General features: G+C 71.7%; 16 protein-coding genes, 1 tRNA gene and 3 pseudogenes. 14 read left to right on the plus strand and 6 right to left on the minus strand.

What is annotated here, in order from left to right; all coding sequences use genetic code 11:
* The 5 genes and pseudogenes from UK82_RS42100 to UK82_RS24775 all read right to left on the minus strand — a co-directional run.
* A pseudogene (locus UK82_RS42100) lies at positions 1–1,239 on the minus strand (MBL fold metallo-hydrolase); the annotation flags it as partial.
* Between the two features lie 233 nt (positions 1,240–1,472).
* Positions 1,473–1,742, minus strand: coding sequence for a metal-sensitive transcriptional regulator (locus tag UK82_RS24760; RefSeq protein WP_055409687.1), 270 nt, complete (start codon positions 1,740–1,742; stop codon positions 1,473–1,475).
* Positions 1,743–1,974: 232 nt separating this feature from the next.
* Positions 1,975–3,048, minus strand: coding sequence for a sulfite oxidase (locus tag UK82_RS24765; RefSeq protein ID WP_055409648.1), 1,074 nt, complete (start codon positions 3,046–3,048; stop codon positions 1,975–1,977).
* Between the two features lie 306 nt (positions 3,049–3,354).
* Entirely contained in the window at positions 3,355–3,564 is a 210-nt protein-coding gene (locus UK82_RS24770; protein WP_055409650.1) for a DUF397 domain-containing protein, read from the minus strand.
* Positions 3,561–4,424, minus strand: a complete 864-nt coding sequence (locus tag UK82_RS24775) for a helix-turn-helix transcriptional regulator (RefSeq protein ID WP_055409652.1) — start codon at positions 4,422–4,424, stop codon at positions 3,561–3,563. Before UK82_RS24775 ends, UK82_RS24770 begins: the two co-directional genes overlap by 4 nt.
* A gap of 190 nt (positions 4,425–4,614) precedes the next feature.
* On the opposite strand from UK82_RS24775, the gene UK82_RS31925 reads away from it, so the two are divergent.
* From UK82_RS31925 to UK82_RS43335, 5 genes and pseudogenes are all read left to right on the plus strand, one after another.
* Positions 4,615–5,265, plus strand: coding sequence for an ATP-binding protein (locus UK82_RS31925; protein ID WP_161849167.1), 651 nt, complete (start codon positions 4,615–4,617; stop codon positions 5,263–5,265).
* A 23-nt stretch (positions 5,266–5,288) separates the two neighbouring features.
* Entirely contained in the window at positions 5,289–5,732 is a 444-nt protein-coding gene (locus UK82_RS24785) for a hypothetical protein (RefSeq protein WP_055409689.1), read from the plus strand.
* A gap of 1,934 nt (positions 5,733–7,666) precedes the next feature.
* Positions 7,667–8,230: recombinase family protein (locus tag UK82_RS34440; RefSeq protein WP_236706397.1), on the plus strand; the 564-nt coding region annotated here is incomplete at its 3' end.
* 261 nt (positions 8,231–8,491) lie between these two features.
* A partial coding sequence (locus tag UK82_RS43330) for a recombinase family protein (RefSeq protein ID WP_396230644.1) occupies positions 8,492–8,875 on the plus strand: 384 nt, incomplete at its 3' end.
* A gap of 1 nt (position 8,876) precedes the next feature.
* Positions 8,877–8,953, plus strand: a pseudogene (locus tag UK82_RS43335) (hypothetical protein); the annotation flags it as partial.
* Between the two features lie 623 nt (positions 8,954–9,576).
* Here the strand turns inward: UK82_RS43335 and UK82_RS24805 are convergent.
* A tRNA-Arg gene (locus UK82_RS24805) sits at positions 9,577–9,648 on the minus strand.
* 74 nt (positions 9,649–9,722) lie between these two features.
* Between UK82_RS24805 and UK82_RS24810 the strand changes: the two genes are divergently transcribed.
* From UK82_RS24810 to rpmE, 9 genes and pseudogenes are all read left to right on the plus strand, one after another.
* Entirely contained in the window at positions 9,723–10,109 is a 387-nt protein-coding gene (locus UK82_RS24810) for a response regulator transcription factor (protein ID WP_055409662.1), read from the plus strand.
* Positions 10,110–10,231: 122 nt separating this feature from the next.
* Positions 10,232–11,890 (plus strand): arginine--tRNA ligase, encoded by a 1,659-nt coding sequence (argS, locus tag UK82_RS24815; protein WP_055409664.1) that lies wholly within the window; start codon positions 10,232–10,234, stop codon positions 11,888–11,890.
* A 100-nt stretch (positions 11,891–11,990) separates the two neighbouring features.
* Complete coding sequence (lysA, locus tag UK82_RS24820) at positions 11,991–13,451, plus strand: diaminopimelate decarboxylase (protein ID WP_044885376.1); 1,461 nt, start codon at positions 11,991–11,993, stop codon at positions 13,449–13,451.
* Positions 13,448–14,731, plus strand: coding sequence for a homoserine dehydrogenase (locus UK82_RS24825; RefSeq protein ID WP_044885377.1), 1,284 nt, complete (start codon positions 13,448–13,450; stop codon positions 14,729–14,731). Before lysA ends, UK82_RS24825 begins: the two co-directional genes overlap by 4 nt.
* A partial coding sequence (gene thrC, locus UK82_RS39965) for a threonine synthase (RefSeq protein ID WP_236706398.1) occupies positions 14,728–15,444 on the plus strand: 717 nt, incomplete at its 3' end. The genes UK82_RS24825 and thrC, both read left to right, overlap by 4 nt.
* Before the next feature lies 1 nt (position 15,445).
* Positions 15,446–15,909, plus strand: a pseudogene (locus UK82_RS39970) (pyridoxal-phosphate dependent enzyme); the annotation flags it as partial.
* Positions 15,906–17,168, plus strand: coding sequence for a homoserine kinase (locus UK82_RS24835; protein ID WP_055409667.1), 1,263 nt, complete (start codon positions 15,906–15,908; stop codon positions 17,166–17,168). The pseudogene UK82_RS39970 and the gene UK82_RS24835, both read left to right, overlap by 4 nt.
* A 437-nt stretch (positions 17,169–17,605) precedes the next feature.
* The gene (gene rho / locus UK82_RS24840; RefSeq protein ID WP_055409669.1) at positions 17,606–20,035 is read left to right on the plus strand and encodes a transcription termination factor Rho; all 2,430 of its coding nucleotides are present in this window, start codon (positions 17,606–17,608) and stop codon (positions 20,033–20,035) included.
* 577 nt (positions 20,036–20,612) lie between these two features.
* Positions 20,613–20,849: a 50S ribosomal protein L31 gene (gene rpmE, locus UK82_RS24845; RefSeq protein WP_011607005.1), complete on the plus strand. Its 237-nt coding sequence runs from the start codon at positions 20,613–20,615 to the stop codon at positions 20,847–20,849.
* The last annotated feature ends 122 nt before the right edge of the window (positions 20,850–20,971 follow it).

The raw sequence follows: 20,971 nt of genomic DNA on the forward strand, positions 1-20,971 counted from the left end.
GGGCAGGTCGGGCAGGGGAAGGTGGATCGCCCCGTCGATGTGGCCGGCGTTCCACTCGTTACCCAGCCGTACATCGAGCAGGACCTCCGACGCCGGTAGCCCGGGTGGGAGGTCTCCGGCGCGGGCGGCGGCGAGGTCGGCGAAGGTGGCGGTAAGGAGCGTGGCGAGGCGCTGCTTTTCGCCCGCGGCCCAGCTGTCGGGGTGACCGGTGGCCGCGGCGGCGGGCCGATCGATGCCGATGCGGGCGAGTTCGCGTTGGGCGTCGGTGACCTGCTGCTCGGTTTCGCCGAGCAGGGTGATGGGTGCTCCCCAGGGGGCCAGCCAGCCCAGCCAGGTGGACATCGGCCCGTCCAGGCCGAAACTCAGCGTGCCCGCCAGGTGTCGGTGTGCGAACGCCTTGCGTGAGCGCAGGTCGATCACCCACTCGCCGGCGGTGATCCGCGCACGCAGGTCGGCCGGGTCGGCCTGGCGGGCCGGGGTGAGGTCCACCAGCGCGGCACCATCGGCGTTGCGGGCACCCATGTGCGCGTAGTAGGCGGGGTAGGCGTCAAGACCCGCCAGTGTCTCGGTGACGAACGCGTCGGTCTCCAGCCGCAGCGCCGGATTGACCTGCCGTTCCTCGCCGATCGTCGAGGCGGTGGCATCGGACTGGGTGGCGGAGCAGAAGCTGCCGAACCCGTGGGTCGGCCAGACCTGCGCGCCGTCGGGGAGCAGGTCGGCGAGCCGGCGCGCCGAGGCGTGCTGCTGTTCGGCGAGGGTGTGGGCGTGGCGCTGGCCGAGCAGGTCGGTGCGGCCGGTGGTGCCGAACAGCAGCGACCCACCGGTGAACACCCCGACCGGTCCGCGTGGGCCGGCGAGGATGTAGGACAGATGGTGGAAGGTATGACCGGGGGTGGCCACCGCCCGCAGCCGCATCGTGTCCGACGCGGTGATCTCGTCGCCGCCCGTGATCGGTAGCCGGTCGAAGCGCACATCGTCGGTGGCGGCAACCAGGTACCGGGCGCCAGTCACCCGTGCCAGGGCAAGCCCACCGGAAACGTAGTCGTTGTGCAGGTGCGTCTCGGCCACATGGGTGATCCGCACTCCGAGCCGACCCGCCAGATCCAGGACGCGGTCGATGTCGCGCTGCGGATCGACCACGACCGCGACCCGCCCGTCGTGGGCCAGGTAGCTGCGGTCACCCAGCGTCGAGGTCGTCACGACCTCGACGTCGATCCGGACGTCGGTTTCCGCTCTCATCTGCTCGATCTCCTTCTGATCGTTCCTGCCGGCCCGGCGCTGGGGCACGGAGCCGGCCCCTTCTCGCCAGGACCTGGCTGCCCTGGGATGGCCGCCCACCGGGCACTCCCGCGGATCCACCACACCGATCCCCAAGGTCCTCATTCCCTCCATATACCCGGGGGGGTATATGGAGGGTCTGCCGCGGCGGCGCGGCAGGGGGGTCGCCCCGCGCCGCGCGTGTGCCGATCAGCTCAGGACAGGGCCATGAACAGCTTCTCCAGCTGGGCCTCGGTCAGGGGCGGCTGCTCGCCCCGCTCGCGCGCGGCCTGGCACTGGCGCATCCCCGTGGAGATGATTTTGAAGCCGGCCTTGTCCAGTGCGCGTGACACCGCCGCGAGCTGCGTCAGCACCCGCTCACAGTCGTCGCCGCTCTCGATCATGCCGATCACGGCGCCCAACTGGCCGTGTGCGCGCTTCAGGCGCACCAGCGCGTCTGACAGGATCGCGGCGTTCATCTCCATGTGGCCCACCTCCAGACTCGATAATACCCCCGGGGGTATTGGGGGCTNCCGTATTGGACGAGGAGCCCTTCGACGTCACCGGTTGGCGTTCGACCCGCGGGCGAATGCTGCAGTGCGTGGACGGCGAGGGTCGCGGTGGCAACCGCGAGGGTGGTGGGGACAAGCAGAGTCAGGCCGGTGTGGGTGAACTCGAGCACGAGGATGATCGCGGTGTGAGGTGCCTGCTGGCAGCTCAGGTCTCGGACAGGGTGTGGATGGCGGCCCGGGGCCAGGAGTTGTTGGCGTAGCCCTTCGGGTTCCACAGCGCCGCCGCCGATTCGGGTTGCAGCGCCCCCGTGTCGTCCCAGGCCCGGGCGACCAGCTCCGGGTCCACCCCGGGGGGAAGCATGACGTCGGTGTGCCAGAGCTGCCAGGTGTACGCACCCGCCGGCGGAGCAAGATTCGCCTGCTGCCAGCTCGCTCCACCGTCGGCGGACAGGTCGACCCGGATGACCCGCCGGTGCTCCCCGGCCAGCGCGTAGCCACGGACCATCGTCCGCCCGGAGGGCACCGTCGCTCCATCGGCGGGGCACAGGATCGCGCAGTTCAACGCGATGGGCCCCAGGGGCAGGCCGTCCGACGGGCCGGCCCGGTCGGGATCGGTGCCCGGGGGGAGCAGCCGGTAGGCGACCGCCTGGAAGTAGTTGTCCGACGGCTCGGCCTGGACGGTGACACGACGGACCCATTTGACGCTGCGCGCCCCGATGAAGCCCGGTACGACGACCCGTAGCGGCCCGCCGTGCACGGCGGGCAACGGGCGGCCGTTCATCGCCCAGGCCAGCAGCACCTCCGGCCCCATCGCCTTGGCGAAGGGAATCGAACCGCCGTAGGGCTGTGGGGGTTCGGCGAGCTGCGAGACGTCGGCAGCCTCAAAGGCCACGTGGGCGGCTCGCTCCGTCGGGCGCGCGGCGCCCAGCACATCGGCGAGGCGGACCCCGGTCCACTCGGCCGTGGAGGTGGCGCCATCCCGCCACGGGTCCTCCCCGGGGATCTCCCGGATCGCCGTCATGCCGGCGCGCCGGTTGCCGGCGCACTGCAACGTCACCGCCAGCGTGCACGTCGTGAAACCGCGGCGTAGATCGGACAGTGACAGCGCGAGTCGACGGTCCACCAGCCCGGTCACGGCAAGCCGCCAGGTGTCCCGATCCGTGCTCGGGACAGGTCCGTGGTTACGGCTGTAGAACGCCTCCACCGGCGTGAGCGGCGCATCGGCCAGCGCCGCGGGCGGCGGCTCGACATTGAACGGCTCCCACCCGTGGACCACCATGTCGTCCCGTTTGCCCCATCTCAACGCTGCCACCCCGTCCCGGTTGCGTCAGCTCCCCGCAATACCTTCCCCGTGCTGACGTGGGGGCATCTGCGGGATGCGTTGTCACGCGCACTTAGGGGGTCGGGGCTGCTCGCACGTGTGGCTCGTTAGGTCTGAGTACGAGGTAACATGGTGTCTTCCTGTGATCCGGTCGAAGACAGGTCCTCGGAGCCGTCGGAGTCGATCAGTCACACGAGCGGTGAGCCCCTGAAGGGTCGTGATCGGTCGGACACTCCGAGTTCGATTGCGGTCGCGACGAGTCAGCTACTGGTCGAACTCGCCGTCGCGGACGCCGGCGAGGAAGGCGGCCCATTCGGTGGCGGTGAAGTGCAGGCGGGGGCCGTCGGGGTGCTTGCTGTCGCGGATGGCTCGTCCGCCGTCGGGGAGGAGGGCGACCTCGACGCATTCGCCGCCGGTGCCGCCGGAGTGGCTGCTCTTGCGCCAGGTCAGCGGCTGGGGATGGTCGTCGGTCACGACAGCTCCTCGCGTGCGGTGTGGATGATCTGCCGGGAGCCGGCGGGGTCGAGGGCTGTGCCGCGGAGCTGGTTCATCCAGTGCTCGTAGCGGCGGACCTCGGTGGGCTTCTCCAGGTAGAGGCTGCCTGTGGGGGCTTCGAGGTAGGCGGTTTCGGGTGCGCCGCCGGTGTCGGCGAAGCCGAGCAGGGTGAAGCTGGAGATCATCCCAGCGTGGGCGCCGGCGGCGAAGGGCACGACCTGGATCGTAGTGCCGGGCTGCTCGGATGCGTCGATCAGTCGTTCGAGCTGGGCCTTCATGACCTGTGGGCCGCCGACGTGCCGGTGGATCACCGCTTGGTCGACGATCATCCACAGGGTGGTCGGTGGGTCTGTGGCGAGGATCTTCTGGCGGGTGAGGCGGAGTTCGACGGCCCGGTCGACGTCGGCCAGGGGCATGTCGGGGGAGGCGGCGCGGATGACGGCGCGGGCATAGTCGGCGGTCTGGAGCAGGCCGTGGACGAGCAGGGCGTGGAAGGTGCTGATCGTTGAGGCTTCGGCTTCCAGGCCGATGTAGACCTGGAACCAGCGGGGGACGATGTCGCCGTAGGAGTGCCACCAGGCCGGGGTGCGGGTCTCCTTCGCCAGGGCGAGCAGTGCCTGGCGCTGGTCGGAGTCGGTGACGCCGTAGAGGTCGAGCAGATCGGCGACGTTGCGGGCGATGAACCGGAACTGACCGGTCTCCATCCGGCTGATCGTTGGTCCGCTGCGGTGGATGTGTGTGCCGGCCTGCTCGACGGTTAGCTCGCTGGCCTCGCGAAGGCGTCGTAGCTCGGCGCCGAGGCGCCGTCGCCGCACGGTCGGACCCGGTGTGGTCGTCATCGTCGTCCCTACTCCTCGCCTGGGCGTCGGCTCCGCGCTCTGCCTCACAGCCAGCAGACCAAAGCCATGGCGTATTTTCCATACGTACTTGCGTATGCGAGGTTCGTGGTCGCATCCTGACGGTATCCATCGGCCGCCCACCGCCGCTGCGAGGGGCCTGCCGGACGCCATCCGATCTGCCGGAGTCGGCATGACCTCTTCTTCTTCGCCCTCACCCGTCCTCGTTGCGGTGGAGCACTACGCCGCCGTTGCCGCCGCGGTACCGGCGGCGCGCTCCGCCGCCGTCCGTACGCTCCGCGGCTGGCACCTCGACCCTCCGAAGGTCCAGGACGCCGAGCTGGTGGCCTGTGAGTTGATCACCAACGCCGTGCAGGCCAGCCCGCCCGGCGACGTCATCGCCACGCGCCTGACCCTGACCGCCAGGCACCTGCTCATCGAAGCCTGGGACGGTAACGACGCCCGGCCCGTCCCCATCTCCCCGCAGGCAGATGAGGAACACGGGCGGGGGCTCGCGCTCGTCGAGGCGCTGAGCACTCGATGGGGATGGTTTCGGGCACGCGACCGCGGAAAGATCGTCTGGGCGGAAATGGGCATCGAGAGGACAGAGAGGCCGCGCCTCGAAACCACACGCGACGCGCCGATGACGTTGCCCAGGCGGTCCCCGCGTGAGGTGCCGCCGCCGGCCGTCGCGATCACGTTCACGGACGAGCCGGCGCTTCTCCGGCGAGTGGTCAACGGTCTTCGCGCCCTGGACGCCTGGCATCGCCCCAGCCATGGCGGCGTCGCATCCTCCGCCGACGAGGGGCCGGCTGGCGGTGCCGGGCCGGGTAGGGCCCGGTGAACCCGTCCGGCCTGCGGCTACGCATGACCGCGCATGCACTGCTGCTGGACCCTGCAGGCCGGGTGCTCCTCGTCCGGACCACGGCGGGGGCGTGGGCGCTGCCATCGACCGTGCTGACCTTCCAGGTCTCGCCCTACCGGCAGATCGTCCGAATGGCCCACGATGTCCTCGGGATCGAGGTGGCCGAACGCGATCTCCTCCTCGCTCACGTCAGCGCCCACCGCGACACCACCCACGCTGGTCTCGGCCTCATCATCAGCATCGGCCACTGGCAGGGCCACCCCGTCCCCTCGGACGTTCGCTCCGGCGGGTCGACAGGGCGGCGATGGTGCGCTCCAGGAGAACCCCCACAGCCACTGGCCGCCTGGGACGCGAACGCGCTCACCGCCATCCTGGGCAACAGCACCTACGCCGAAATCGGCTGGCAGCCTCGCCCGGCCACCGGCATCGCCCGGCCTTCTCGCTGAGGGTGCGTGACAGCTCCTCCAGTCCTTGCTGCCCGAGTGCGGAACGGGTAGGAGCGTCTGCCAAGAGCACCCGCATCGCCGTGCACACATCGTCGCACCGGGATCGACAATCGCTCGCGCTTGCGGACCTGGACCTCCGACACCTGAGCGCGGCCGGGCGACAGGCCCAACCAAGGGCGGGATCTGGCGTCCGGGTCCCAGATCCATCGGCGTGGCGAGCCGCCGTGGGCGATCGCGCAGCCTCGTCGCCGCGGCGGCGGCCGAGCTGCTTCCCTTCGGTGGCGCCAGTGGCTCGGGCTCCACTGGCGCTGTGAGGCCTTCTCGGAGCTGCCGACTCGCTGCGGAGCCGGCGGCTGATCGGCGGCTCGGCGTGGGTCCGTGCCGCGCCTGCGACGGTCTGGGCACGGCTCGGTCCGGTGTCCGATCGTGAAAGTCCGGGTCCGGACCCGGACTCCGTGGTCTGCGGGCAGACCGATGTCCATGCCTGACTTCATCCCTGCGGACGGTTGAGGCTGCGGGCCGCCCGTCATTGGATAGGGCCTCGATCGGCGGCCGGTCAAGCCGCCTGGCTCCGGCGCTGTTCGTGGCTGGGGCCTGCGGTTGGCTCGGCCGGTGGACCGCCCCTCGCGTAGGCCGCAGGCCGGCCCGTACAGCGAGTCCGTGGTCCGGCCGCGCCGGGTTCTATCCGTCGGCTGCGAACGGTCCCTGGGCGCCTACGAGATGATCGTCGCGCTCGTGTGGCCCGTCTGCTGGGTGCGGGCCGCGGGCTTGAGCTCGGGGCTGCCAGCGATCTCCATCTGGGCTGCTCGCCGTGCCCAGCGATCACCACTCGAATGAACTAGTTCATGCAGACTATTTTTCGCTGTGAATCCATGTCAGGCCATATTTTGATCTCTCAACCTGGTGGTCCGGTGGGTGGGCCCCATTCCTACTAGTCGGGAAGCGAAAACGCTGGTGCCCAGCGGCCTGCTGGGCACCAATCCCCTCGTTATGTACAGAACAACGCTCCAACAACGATGAAGATCGACTGACAGAACTGGGCCCAGGAAGCGGATTCCTCTATAGCGGCGTTTCGCGCCGCGTGGAAGGGAGACCCGCCCCGTGACCGACCCGTCCCACACCAGCCCTGACCACCCTGACTCCGGACAGCGCCCACACCTCATAGGTCCGGCATCCCCTGCGGCGCCGCAGCCAGAGGGCCCGCAGCCTGCGGCCTCGCCCTCGGAGCCGCCGGCGGCGCCCGTCGACCCGCCGCATCCCCTCGGACTGTCGGCGGTTGAGTCCGAGTCCGGACCCGGCTCTTTTCCCGGTCGTTCCTCCGACTCCTCGGCGGGCGGTAATCCGCACCCTTCCCAGTCGGGCCTGTGCCCGCGATCAATTCCCGGATCGGAGCATTTTCCGTGCTTCGCGGGTTACCTTTCGGCCCGTCCGGGTGTTACTCTTTCCGTCAATGAGCCGGATACTGCCCCGTGCCCTGCCGGGAGCGGCTGCCCGTTGCTGGCCTCCTCTGCCTCGGTCTCGCCCATTCCGCCGACCTCTGGAGGCTCTATGACGGTTACCCGCACCACCGGTCCCCTCGATAGCCCGGACGACCACGACCCGCGCGAGACCACCCGAGGCGATGCCACCCGCCCCGAGGCGAGCGAGCGGGTTGGGCCGACGGGAGCCGTCCCGGTCGAGGAGCCACCCGCCCCGGTNGAGGAGCCGAGGGAGGCGCCGGGCGCGGATGTCCGTGCGCTGCCTTCCCGGACGGAGGCGGACGGCGGGGGCGGGCGGACTGGCCGGCGATGGGTGTTCTACGGCGAGGTCCAGACGATCAGCGGCCCGGAAGCTGACCGGATCCGGGCCGAGCTGGCGGACGTCATTCGCGATCTTCTGCGGTGGGCTGCTGGGGAAGGCGCGGCCGATGGTGGAGCACTGGGTGAGGAGGCGGCATGACTGATCATGGTCGTCGGGCGGCTGGATCAGGCCGTCCGGGGCCCGGAGCAGCGAATCAGGCAACCGACCCGGCGAACCCGGCGCTGTCGGATCTGGCGGTCTCCCCGTTCGGGCTGCCGCTGGCGCTCCTGCAAGGGGAGGTCCGTGTCGCCTTCGCTGGGCGTACTTCCACCGAGGAGCAGCAGGATCCGCGCCAGTCGCTGATGCGCCAGCTCGGCCGAGCGAAGTCGGCGCTGCCTGAATCCTGGATGATCGTGTCCCACTTCTACGACGTGGAGTCCGGGCGGAAGGAGCTGGGGGAGCGCGGCCACGGCGCCGACGTCTCCCGCTTCGACATCCCGATCCCCCGCGACGGAGGCATCGACGATCTTCTCGCCGAAGCGACTCATCCCAACCGCCGTTTCGACGCGGTGATCTGCGAGTCGATGTCCAGGATCGCCAGGCGGATGTTCGAGAACCTCTCCATCGAGCGTGCGCTCGAACGCGCCGGGGTTCCGCTGTTCGCCTGGAACGAGCCGATCAAGATCGACGGGCCGCGGGCCTCGCAGATCCTGCAGCGGNGGATCAACCAGTCCGTCGCCGAGTACGAGGCATGGCAGGTTCTGGAGAGCTCGTGGGGTGGACTGTGCACCCACGTCCGGGACGGCTGGAACATCGGCAAGCCGCCCTACGGCTACCGGGCCAAGAGTTACCGGCATCCCAACCCGGCCAAGGCCGACCGCGGCGCGACGAAGAACCGGCTCGAACCGGACGGGGCGCGCGGGGAGACAGTTACCCAGATCGCGCACTGGCGCTACCACCGGCAGCTCGGGTACGGGGCGATCGCGGACCAGCTCAATGCCGATCTTGAGCGCTACCCCCCACCCCAGCCTGTCGGCGGGGCGCATCAGGCGCGCGGCGCCTGGTCCAAGTCCACGGTGTCCGACCTGCTCCGCAATCCCAAGTACACCGGCTACCAGGTGTTCAACCGTCGCGCAAGCCGCTCTCGGCGCGGCGCGGTCAATCCCCCGGAGAAGTGGGTCTGGTCACCCAAGCCCGTCCACGAGCCGCTCATCCCCAAGTGGATGTTCGACGAGTTCAACGCCCGGCGGCAGACCAGGCGGGGCTCTCGGGAGGGCAACGCACTCAACAGCCATCCGGCCACACTGCGTACCTACGTCTTCCGCGGGATGATCGTCTGCTCCTGTGGGCGGCGCATGGCCGGTNACCTCCGCCGAGCCGGGGACCCCGTCTACTACATCTGCTGGCCGAAGGCGAACAACCGGGGGCGCGATGACAAGCTGGCCGACCATCCCAAGACGGTCCGCATCCGTGAGGACATCCTGCTAGGAGCCGTCTCGGACTTCTATACCGAACGCGTATTTGGTCGGAGTCGGGTGGCCCTGCTGGCCGCTGAACTCGACGCCTACGATGATCGAGCTGCCCAGGAGCGGGCAGCCGAGAAGGGCAGGCTTCAACGCGCGATCGACGAATTCACACGGAAGCAGGGCAACGTTCTGCGTCAGGCGCAGGACGGCGACCCGGCGGACCCGTTCACCCAGGGGCTACGCCGTAGCTATAACGAGCTCGACGCGCAGCGTACCGCCGCCCTCGCTCAGCTCGAAGATCTTGATGCGGCTGACGAGGCTGAGCCTGACCGGCCCGGACCCGACAGCCTTACCCTTCTCGACGCGCTGCCGAAGCTTCGGTTCAAGCTCGACAAGACGCCGGAGGCGCTACAGCGACGTCTCTACGAGGTCACGCAGCTCACCGTTCATGTCAACCCTGAGTCTCGGGAGGTAAAGATAATGATAAAAATCCCGATCATGGATCTTGATCAGGTGGTGGATCTGGCGGAAGTGGTCGTCGGCACCTCCGCACCCCGTACAGCAACCGCCCGGCCCTTTCACCGCAAGGATGCTGTACGTGCCCCCGGCAGGATTCGAACCTGCGCACCCGCCTCCGGAGGGCGGTGCTCTATCCCCTGAGCTACGGGGGCTCTGGGGCAACGCGGCATACGTTACCAGGCGGGAACACCGGATCGCGCACCCGGGTCGGCCGTAAGCTTCCGGTGTGTACCAAGCCGCCCCCCGGGTCCTCGTCGTCGACGACGACGCGGTGATCCGTCAGCTCGTGGTCGTCAACCTTGAGCTGGAAGGCTTCGAGGTCCATACCGCCGTCGACGGTGTCGACGCGCTGGAGATGGTGCGGGCCGTCGACCCGCAGGTGATCACGCTCGACATCATGATGCCGCGGATGAACGGCTGGGACGTGGCCGCTCACCTGCGGGAGGACCCGTCGACCGCCGACATCAAGCTGATCATGCTCACCGCGCGGGCGCAGGAGGCCGACGTCAAGCGCGGGGCTCGCATCGGCGTCGACTACTACCTGACGAAGCCGTTCGACCCCGACGAGCTGATCACCGTCGTCCAGAAGCTCGCCGCCGGCCAGCCGGCCTAGCCAGGTCCAGCCGGCGGATCACCGGGTTCGCGCCGTTCGGCTCGCCGGTTCGCCGCGTGGCGGCCTGGACGGTCGGATCGGCGGGCGGACGTGGGATGGCGTCGCGCCGATAGCATCGCGACATGACCCCCGCCGATCTCGCCGACGCCATCGTCGCGGCCATTGGTCGCGCGGTCGCCGACGGCGACCTGGACGTGACTGTGCCGACCACCGTCACGGTGGAGCGACCGAAGACCGCCGGGCACGGCGACTACGCCTCCCCGGTGGCGCTGCAGCTCGCGAAGGCGGCCCGGCGCAAGCCGCGCGAGGTCGCCGAGGTGCTGGCCGGTCGGCTGGTCACGCAGCGCGGGATTGCGAGCGTCGACATCGCCGGGCCGGGATTCCTGAACTTCACCCTGGCCGGGGACGCTCTCGGCGAGATCGCCCGCACGGTGGTGCGGGCCGGTGAGAGCTACGGCCAGGCGGCGAAGCCGCGCGACGTGCGGGTCAACCTGGAGTTCGTCAGCGCCAATCCGACCGGGCCGGTGACGCTCGCCTCGGCCCGGTGGGCTGCCGTCGGCGACGCGCTGGGCCGCATCCTGACCGCGGCCGGGTACTCGGTGGGCACCGAGTACTACGTCAACGACGCCGGCGTGCAGATCGAGCGGTTCGGCGCGTCGGTGCTGGCCGCGGCCGCCGGCCGGGAGATCCCGGCGGAGGGCTACCACGGGGCGTACGTCGCGGAGATCGCCGCGGCGGTGCTGGCGGCCCGGCCGGAGCTGCTCGACCTGCCCGACGACGAGGCGCTCGCGGTGACCACCGAAGAGGGCCTGGCCCTGATGCTCACCGAGATCCGCTCGACGCTGGAGGGCTTCGGCGTCCACTTCGACCGGTGGGCCTCCGAGCGGGCGCTGCACACCGCCGGCGCGCTGACGAAGGCGATCGACGACCTGCGCGCGCAGGGCCACGTCTACGACGCCGACGGCGCGGTGTGGCTGCGCACCACCGACTTCGGTGACGACAAGGACCGCCCGCTGGTCAAGAGCGACGGCCAGCCGACGTACTTCTGCGCCGACGCCGCCTACTACCGCGACAAGCGGGGCCGCGGCTTCGACCAGCTCATCTACCTGCTCGGGGCGGACCACCACGGTTACGTCGCCCGGCTGAAGGCGATCTCCGCCTGCTTCGGCGACGACCCGGCGACCAACCTGGACGTCATCATCGGGCAGTTGGTGACGCTGTCGCGCGGCGGTGCCCCGGTGAAGATGTCGAAGCGGGCCGGGACCTTCCTGACCCTGCACGACCTCGTCGACGCCGTCGGGGTCGACGCGGCCCGCTACTCGCTGGTCCGGTCCTCGCTCGACTCGTCCCTCGACCTCGACCTCGACCTGGTGACCCGCCAGACCAGCGACAATCCGGTGTTCTACGTCCAGTACGCGCATGCCCGGATCAGTTCGCTGCTGCGCAACGCCGAGGCGCTGGGCCTGCCGACCGCGCCCGAGACGGCGGACGTCGCGCTGCTGACCCATCCGCGCGAGGTCGACCTGCTGCGGGGGCTCGGCGAGTTCCCGCGGGTGATCGAGGCGGCGGCCAGCCTGCGTGGCCCCCATCGGGTCGCCCGCTACCTGGAGGAACTCGCCGGGGTCTACCACCGGTTCTACGACGCCTGCCGGGTACTCCCGCAGGGGGATGAGGAGGCGGGTCCGCTCACCGGGGCCCGGCTGCTGCTGGTCGCCGCGACCCGGGTGGTGCTCGCGAACGGCCTTGGCCTGCTCGGCGTCAGCGCACCCGAGCGGATGTGACCGGATGGCGGACAGTGGCCGCGACGTTGGGGCAGGCCGCGGCGTTGAGACAGGCCGCGGCGTTGGGACAGTCCGCAGCATGGAGACAGGCAGAGGCGACATGAGCGAGACCGACAACCCGGCGGCGGCGGCCCCGGAGGTGGGAGCCGCGGCGGTGGCGGCCCCGGTGGTGGCACTGGAGGAGAACCTCTGGCCGGCGACGGCCCGGCTCGACCCCGACGGCGTGCTGCGGATCGGCGGCGTCCGGGTGGACGAGCTGGCCGCCGAGTTCGGTACCCCGGCGTTCGTCCTGGACGAGGCCGACTTCCGGGCCCGGTGCGCCGCCTGGCGGCGCGCGTTCTCCGACTGCGACGTCTACTACGCCGGTAAGGCGTTCCTGTGCCGCGCGGTCGCCCGTTGGGTGGCCGAAGAGGGGCTGAACCTCGACGTCTGCACCGGCGGCGAGCTCGCCGTGGCCCGCTCGGTCGGCTTCCCGGCGGCGCGGCTGCTGTTCCACGGCAACAACAAGTCGGTCGCCGAGCTGCGCGCGGCGGTGGCCTACGGCGTCGGGCGGATCGTCGTCGACTCCTTCGCCGAGATCGACCGCCTGGCCGCCGTCGCCGCCGAGGCCGGGGTGCGCCAGCGGGTCCTCGTGCGGGTCACGCCGGGGGTGGAGGCGCACACCCATCACTACGTCTCCACCGGCCAGGAGGACCAGAAGTTCGGCTTCTCGCTGGCCGACGGTGCGGCGGCCGAGGCGGTGGAGCGGGTGCTCGCCGCCGGCTCGCTGCACCTCGTCGGCCTGCACGCGCACATCGGCTCGCAGATCTTCGACACGGCCGGGTTCGGCCTGGCAGCGCATCGCATGGTCGGCCTGCTGGCGCGCATCCGCGACACCCACGACCTCGAACTGCCCGAGCTCGACCTCGGCGGCGGGCTCGGCATCGCCTACACCAGCGAGGACGCCCCGCTGGAGGTGGCCGACGTCGCCGAGCGGCTGACCGCCGTCGTGGGCAAGGAGTGCGCGGCCGCGGGGCTCGCCGTCCCGCGCCTCGGCGTCGAGCCGGGCCGGGCCGTCGTCGGCCCGACGACGGTGACCCTCTACGAGGTCGGCACGGTCAAGGAACTGCCCGGGCTGCGCACCTTCGTCAGCGTCGACGGCGGGATGAGCGACAACATCCGCACGGCGCTCTACGACGCCCGGTACACCGCCCGGCTGGTCTCCCGGGCGGGCTCGGCCGCGGCCCACGTGGTCACGCTGGTCGGCCGGCACTGCGAGTCCGGCGACGTCGTCGCCCACGACGTGCCGCTGCCCGACGACGTGCGCCCCGGCGACCTCGTCGCGGTGCCGGCCAGCGGGGCTTACCACCGGTCCATGGCCAGCAACTACAACCATGTCACCCGCCCGCCGGTCGTCGCGGTGCGCGACGGCGTCGCCCGGCTGATCGTCCGGCGGGAGACCGAGGAGGACCTGCTGCGCCTCGACATCGACCCGGCGGACCAGGCGGGCCCGGCGGGGCAGGCAGGCCAGGCAGGCCCGGCGGGGCAGGCGGGGCAGACCGCCGCGGCGGTGACACCGTGAGGATCGCGCTGCTCGGCTGCGGCGTCGTCGGCAGCGAGATCGTCCGGCTGCTGCGGGCCAACGCCGACGACCTCGCCGCCCGGGTCGGCGAGCCGCTCGACCTCGTCGGGATCGGGGTACGCCGCCCGGAGCGGGTCCGTGACCTCGACATCGACGCGAACCTGTTCACCGCGGACGCCGCCGGACTCGTCGCCCGCGACGATGTCGATCTCGTCATCGAGGTCGTCGGGGGGATCGAGCCGGCCCGAGACTGGCTGCTGGCCGCCCTGCGGGCCGGCAAACCGGTGGTCACCGCGAACAAGGCGCTCCTGGCCTCCGAGGGCGCCGCGCTGCACGACGCGGCGGCCGCCGCCGGCACCGACCTGTACTACGAGGCCGCGGTCGGCGGGGCGATCCCGCTGATCCGCCCGCTGCGCGAAAGCCTGGCCGGCGACCGTGTCCGGCGGGTGCTCGGCATCGTCAACGGCACGACGAACTTCGTGCTGACCCGGATGGACGAGACCGGCGCGTCCTTCGCCGAGGCGCTGGCCGAGGCCGGCGCGCTCGGCTATGCCGAGGCCGACCCGTCCGCCGACATCGACGGCTACGACGCCGCCGCGAAGGCGGCGATCATGGCCCAGCTCGCCTTCCACTCGCCGGTCACCATCGACGACGTCTACCGGGTCGGCATCGGCGACGTCACCGCCGCCGACATCGCGAGCGCGCGGGAGATGGGCTGCACCGTCAAGGCCCTGGCGGTCGCCGAACGCTCCGTCGAGACCGACGGGATCAGCGTCCGGGTCCATCCCGCGATGATCCCGCGCAGCCACCCGCTGGCCGGGGTGCGGGAGGCGTTCAACGCCGTGTTCGTCGAGGCGGAGGCCGCCGGGCAGTTGATGTTCTACGGCCAGGGGGCGGGCGGGGCGCCGACCGCGTCGGCGGTGCTCGGCGATGTGGTCGCTGTGGCGCGCAACCGCATCGCGGGCCGGCGCGGACCCGGCGAGTCGTCCTACGCGGCGCTGCCCGTCCTGCCGATGGGCCGTACCGTGACGAGGTATCACGTGAATCTCGACGTCACCGACAAGACCGGCGTGCTCGCGACGGTCGCCGGTGCCTTCGCGCGTCACGATGTGTCCATCAGGAGCGTCCGCCAGGACGGCCGCGGCGACGACGCGAGCCTCGTTCTCGTGACGCATGCCGCGCCCGACGCGGCGCTGTCGGCCACCGTCGAGGAGCTACGCGGCCTCGCCGGGGTGCGGGCGGTGTCCGGCGTGATGCGGGTCGAGGGAGGTGAGCCGTGACCACGACGTCCACAGCTCGTGCGGAGTCCAGCGCTACCGAGTCCAGCGCTCGTGCGCAGTCCGCGTCGTTCCCGGGCGGGCCGGCGCAGCCGGCGGCGTCCACCCAGCCCGACCGGTCGCACCGGCCGTGGCGGGGGATCATCGAGGAGTACCGCGACCGGCTGCCGGTCGACGACGACACGCCGGTGATCACCCTGCGGGAGGGCGCCACGCCGCTGCTGTACGCGGAGCACCTGTCCGAGCTCACCGGGTGTGAGGTTCATCTCAAGGTCGAGGGTGCGAACCCGACGGGTTCGTTCAAGGACCGCGGGATGACGATGGCCATCAGCCGGGCCGTCGGCGCGGGTTCCCAGGCGGTCATCTGCGCCTCCACGGGCAACACCTCGGCCTCGGCGGCCGCCTATGCCGCCCGCGCCGGCATCACCTGCGCGGTCCTCGTCCCCAGCGGGAAGATCGCGTTGGGCAAGCTCGCTCAGGCGCTCGTGCACGGCGCCCGGCTGCTTCAGCTCGACGGCTCCTTCGACGACTGCCTGCGGGTCGCCCGCGAACTCGCCGACACCTCACCGGTCACCCTGGTCAACTCGGTGAACCCGTACCGCCTGGAAGGCCAGAAGACGGCGTCGTTCGAGATCGTCGAGGCGCTCGGGCGGGCCCCGGACGTGCACTGCCTGCCGGTCGGTAACGCCGGCAACATCACCGCCTACTGGCGGGGGNACCTGGAGGAGGACGCCCGCGTCGGCGCCGGCCGGCCGCGGATGTGCGGTTTCCAGGCGGCGGGCGCGGCCCCGATCGTGCGCGGCGAGATCGTCACCTCCCCGCAGACGATCGCCACCGCGATCCGCATCGGCAACCCGGCCTCCTGGGCCTTCGCCGTCGACGCGCGGGACTCCTCCGGCGGCCTCATCGACGCCGTCAACGACCGGCAGATCCTCGCCGCCTACCGGCTGCTCGCCCGCCGGGAGGGCGTCTTCGTCGAGCCGTCCAGCGCGGCGAGTGTCGCCGGGCTGCTGATGGCCCGCGAGGACGGCCGCATCGAGGCGGGCCAGCGCGTCGTGTGCACCGTGACCGGCAACGGCCTGAAGGACCCCGACTGGGCGATCAGCGGGGCGGCCCGACCGGAGACGATCCGGCCGACCGTCGCGGGCGCCGCCGAGGCGCTCGGGCTGCAGACTTCGTGACCGCCCTGTCCGGCGCGGTCCCGGGGGCCGAAGCGGTCCCCGGCCAGGCTGTCCGCGACATCTTCAGCGCGGGTGACCGCCGCGATGGCGCCGGCGAGGCTGTCCGCGATGGCGCCGGCGCGGGTGACCGCGGCAGCGCCGGCGCGGGTGACCGTGACGCGCGGGGAGAGTACGGGAGCTCGCCGGCGGTCGGCGCCGGTGGGACGGCCGCCGCCGGCGCCGCCCGACGGGTCCGGGTGCGGGTTCCCGCCACGAGCGCGAACCTCGGCCCGGGTTTCGACGCCTTCGGACTCGCCCTCGGACTGTACGACGAGGTCGACGTGGAGGTGACCGCGTCCGGCCTGACGGTCGACGTGGTCGGCCCGGACGAGGTCGCCCAGGACGAGACGCACCTGGTGGTCAGGGCGATCCGGGCGACGTTCGACCTGCTCGGCCGGCCGCAGCCGGGGCTCGCTCTGCGCTGCGTGAACCGGATCCCGCACGGCCGCGGGCTCGGCTCGTCCGCGGCCGCGATCGTGGCGGGGATCGTGGCGGCGGCGGCGCTCACCCGGGCCGATCTCGGTCCGGAGTTCGAGGCCGGCGCCGCGGCGAACCAGGGCGCCCCCGGCGTAGCCCGTCCCGGCGTCCCTTCCGACGTGACCGCGGCCGCGATCGCGGCTGGTCCCGGGTCCTCGGCGCCGGCCGAAGCCGCGTGGATGCTGCGCCTCGCGCATGACATCGAGGGCCATCCGGACAATGTGGCCGCCGCGCTGTCGGGTGGTTTCACCGTCGCCTGGCAGGACGTCGAGGGGGCCCGCTGCCTGCGCGTCGACCCCTTCGCCGAGCTGCGGCCGGTGGTCTTCGTGCCGACGGTGCGCCAGTCCACCGAGGCGTCGCGGGGCGCGCTGCCGGCGCTCGTCGGGCTGCCCGACGCCGCCCGGACCCTCGGCCGGGCCGCGTTGCTGGCGCTGACGATGTCCGCCGCCGAGCCCGCCGGAGCGGCGCAGCGCGCCCGCACCCTGTTCAGCGCGACCGAGGACCTGCTCCACCAGCCCTACCGGCTGCCCGCCGCGCCGGCCACCGGCGAGCTGGTCGCCCGGCTGCGCGCGCTGGGGGTGCCGGCGACCCTGTCCGGTTCCGGACCGTCCGTACTCGCCCTCGCGGTCGGCGGGGAACAGGCCGCGGCGGCGGTGGGCGCGGCGAGCTCCGAGTTCTCGGTCGCGCCGCTGAGCGTTGACCGCCTCGGGGCGCAGGTCACCCGCCTCGACCCCGAAAGGTAGTCGAACGGATTTATAACGTAATATTGTCGGGCTGGGGTGGGGCGGTCGGGCCGCGGCTCGCGGTCGTGGGTCACATCGGGAAGTCCTGACGTCTCAAGGTTGTTGCCGAGGTGTCTGCCGCTGGATAGTCTGGTGACTGCACCCGCTGCCACCGCGGCGCGTGCTCGCTCCCGCAGTGCCGCTCTGGCAGTGCCAGATGGGCCGTGGTTCGGGACTCCGGTGTTTCGGCCTCGTCGTCGTTGCCTCGGCTCCACACCGGCACACCTGGGCGGGATCGGCGAGTTCGCTCGCGGCAGTCGGCCGCTGGCGCCGTAGACGGGCGCGACGTCGCCCATCCGGTGCTGTACATCCCCTTCACCCGGCATCTGTGCAGGCGAAGAAGGTTCACAAGCTACGCCCGGCTCATCAGGAGCCAGTTCCTTCAGGGAAGGAAAACCTTGAGCGACACCACCAACGTGCTGCCAGTGAGCGCACGTGAGTCTGCGGCGCCTGCGACGCCTGCATCGCCGCCCCACGAGAGCGGGCCGGCGGCCGGCACCTCGTCCGCAGACGCCGTCACCACCGCGCCCGCCGCCGACAACGGCAGCGCGCGCGCCAGCCGCGGCTCCCGGGCCGCCGTCGCGACCGCGGCCCCGACCGCCGAGGGCGCCACCGCGACCCGGCGGCGCCGGCAGGGCACCGGGCTGTCCGCGATGCTGCTCCCCGAGCTGCAGTCCATGGCCTCGTCCATGGGTATCCAGGGGGTGGGCCGGCTGCGCAAGGGCCAGCTCATCGCCGCGATCCAGAACCTGCAGAACGGCGAGGCCGCGGGCGGCTCCGCCGCCGCCTCCGTCATCGACCAGGCGCCGGTGGCGCCCATCCCGGCGCCGAGTGAGGCGCCCGCCGCGGCGCCCCTGGCGACCCGTCAGCCCGCCGGCGACGGCGGCGGCTCCAGCACCACCACCCGCACCCGTTCCCGCCGCGGCGCGTCGCGCGGCGTGGCCAGCCCCGCCCTCGAGCAGCCGACCCTGCCGGACTCGGCCGGCGACACCGTCGTCGAGACCCGTCCAGCCCCCGTCGTGGCGGCCCCGGCGCAGCCCGCGGCCATCTCCGCGCCGCCGGCCGCCGCTGCCGCCTCCGCCCAGTCCGCCCCGACCCAGCCGGCGACCAGCCCCGGCCGACAGGGCGAAGGCGCTGTCCGCAGCCGTGAGGACCGCCGCGACCGCTCTGGCGACAACGGCCGCTCTGGCGACAACGGCCGCTCTGGCGACAACGGCCGCTCTGGTGACAGCGGCCGCTTCGGTGACAGCGGCCGTTCCGGCGACAGCGGGCGGGCCGGCGACAACGGCCGTTCCGGCGGCGGCGACGGCGAGCGGCCCACGAACGACCGTCAGGGCACGGATCGTCGGTCCGGCGGGGATCGTCAGGACCGGCAGTCCGGTGACCGTTCATCGGGTCGCGCCGACCGGACCCAGGGTGACCGTTCCGGCAATGACCGCTCGGGCGGTGACCGTTCCGGCGGCGACCGCTCGGGTAGTGACCGTGCCGGTAGTGACCGTGCGGGTAGTGACCGTTCCGGCGGTGACCGTTCCGGTAGTGACCGTCCGGGTAGTGACCGTTCCGGCCAGAACGGTCAGGGCGACGACGACTTCGCCGGCCGCAGCCGGCGGGGCCGCTTCCGTGAGCGTGGCCGCAACCGCGGTCGCGGCGGGCCGGCCGGCCCGGCCGAGAACGAGCCGGTGCTGCGCGAGGACGACGTCCTCGTGCCCGTCGCCGGCATCCTCGACGTTCTGGACAACTACGCCTTCGTCCGGACCAGCGGCTACCTGACCGGCCCGACCGACGTCTACGTCAGCTTGGCCCAGGTGCGTCGCAACGGGCTGCGCCGCGGCGACGCCATCACCGGCGTCGTGCGCGCCCCGCAGGAGGGCGAGCAGCGTCGGGACAAGTACAACGCGCTGGTCCGGCTGGACACGATCAACGGGATGGAACCCGACGAGGCGCGCGGGCGGCCCGAGTTCACCAAGCTCACGCCGCTGTACCCGCAGGAGCGTCTGCGCCTGGAGACCGAGCCCCACCTGCTCACGACGCGGGTCATCGACCTCGTCATGCCGATCGGCAAGGGGCAGCGCGCCCTCATCGTCAGCCCGCCCAAGGCCGGCAAGACGATGGTGCTGCAGTCCATCGCCAACGCGATCACCACGAACAACCCGGAAGTCCACCTCATGGTCGTCCTCGTCGACGAGCGGCCGGAGGAGGTGACCGACATGCAGCGTTCGGTCAAGGGTGAGGTCATCGCCTCCACCTTCGACCGGCCGCCGGCCGACCACACCAACGTCGCCGAGCTGTCCATCGAGCGGGCCAAGCGCCTGGTCGAACTCGGCCACGACGTCGTCGTCCTGCTCGACTCGATCACTCGGCTGGGCCGCGCCTACAACCTGGCCGCCCCCGCCTCGGGCCGGATCCTGTCCGGTGGTGTCGACTCGACGGCGCTCTACCCGCCGAAGCGCTTCCTCGGCGCGGCGCGCAACATCGAGAACGGTGGGTCGCTGACGATCATCGCCACGGCGCTGGTCGAGACGGGCTCGACGATGGACACCGTGATCTTCGAGGAGTTCAAGGGGACGGGCAACGCCGAGCTCAAGCTCGACCGCAAGATCGCCGACAAGCGGATCTTCCCGGCGGTCGACGTCGACGCCTCCGGTACCCGCAAGGAAGAGATCCTCCTTGCCCCCGAAGAGCTCTCGATCATGCACAAGCTGCGCCGAGTGCTCCACACCCGGGAGAACCAGCAGGCGTTGGAGCTCCTGCTCGACCGGCTCAAGCAGTCCCGGACGAACTACGAGTTCCTCATGCAGATCGCCAAGACGGCGCCGCCGCAGGATTAGTCCTACGGCGACGTTCGGGGTGACGTCGGATCGCCTTCGGCGGTCCGACCGGGGGAGCCGCGGGGCGGCGACGTTCGGGGACCTCGGTCTCATGGTGCGGCCGCTCGTCAGGCCTCTGGAGTAGGCGGTAGGCGGTGCGACGGCAGACGGCGCCCCGCCCAGCCTCTCGCCTCCCGGCTGGCCCACCGGCGCTGTCCCGCAAGCGGTTGTGCAGGGGAGCGGTGCCACCTGTCTCTTACGTAGGGACAAATTGGACGCCGAACCCTACAGAAGAACCATGGAGGCGCTCTCCCGCGCCTCCGGCGCCGACGCGGGAGTCTTCGCCCGGTTCGCGCCCCGCCTCGGTCGCGCCACCTCGTGTCACGGAACGTGACGGCTGGACGGGGGGCTGAGCGAGGGCGGGGGACTGGCGGGGGACGGAACCGGGGCGGAACAGGCTGGCTCGTGGGGACGTTGAGCGAGCTGGGAAAGTCACCGGCGGACGTGGCGTCCGCCTCTGGCAGACTGGTGGCAGAACGGCTCCGGTTCACGCCCTCCATCCGGACGGCGACCCGGCGGCCACATCGAAAGAGGGACCATGAAGGCTGATATCCACCCGACCTACCACGAGACGACCGTGAACTGTACCTGCGGGAGCACCTTCACCACCCGCAGCACCAAGGAGAACGGCGTCGTCAACGCCGAGGTCTGCTCGCAGTGCCACCCGTTCTACACGGGCAAGCAGAAGATCCTCGACGTCGGCGGGCGGGTCGAGAAGTTCGAGCGCCGGTTCGGCCGGCGGCGCCCCGGCGAGAAGGTCGGCGGCGCGAAGTAGTGCGGCCACGGCGCCCGTCCGGATCCCCGGGCGGGCGCCGTTTGCGTCCGGGGCGCCGCAGGCAGCGCCGCCCCGCCGACCCTGGCTCCGGAGCCGTGCGGCGTCCGGGACCATGATGTGCG

It is taken from the genome of Frankia sp. ACN1ag (assembly GCF_001414035.1).
Classification (GTDB): domain Bacteria; phylum Actinomycetota; class Actinomycetes; order Frankiales; family Frankiaceae; genus Frankia; species Frankia torreyi.

Bases quoted from the DNA above. Each gene is read 5' to 3' on its own strand.
- argS (WP_055409664.1), top strand. From the start codon at position 10,232: ATGACCCCCGCCGATCTCGCCGACGCCATCGTCGCGGCCATTGGTCGC.
- UK82_RS31925 (WP_161849167.1), top strand. From the start codon at position 4,615: ATGACCTCTTCTTCTTCGCCCTCACCCGTCCTCGTTGCGGTGGAGCAC.
- UK82_RS24785 (WP_055409689.1), top strand. From the start codon at position 5,289: ATGACCGCGCATGCACTGCTGCTGGACCCTGCAGGCCGGGTGCTCCTC.
- rpmE (WP_011607005.1), top strand. From the start codon at position 20,613: ATGAAGGCTGATATCCACCCGACCTACCACGAGACGACCGTGAACTGT.
- lysA (WP_044885376.1), top strand. From the start codon at position 11,991: ATGAGCGAGACCGACAACCCGGCGGCGGCGGCCCCGGAGGTGGGAGCC.
- UK82_RS24765 (WP_055409648.1), bottom strand. From the start codon at position 3,048: ATGGTGGTCCACGGGTGGGAGCCGTTCAATGTCGAGCCGCCGCCCGCG.
- UK82_RS24775 (WP_055409652.1), bottom strand. From the start codon at position 4,424: ATGACGACCACACCGGGTCCGACCGTGCGGCGACGGCGCCTCGGCGCC.
- UK82_RS24760 (WP_055409687.1), bottom strand. From the start codon at position 1,742: ATGGAGATGAACGCCGCGATCCTGTCAGACGCGCTGGTGCGCCTGAAG.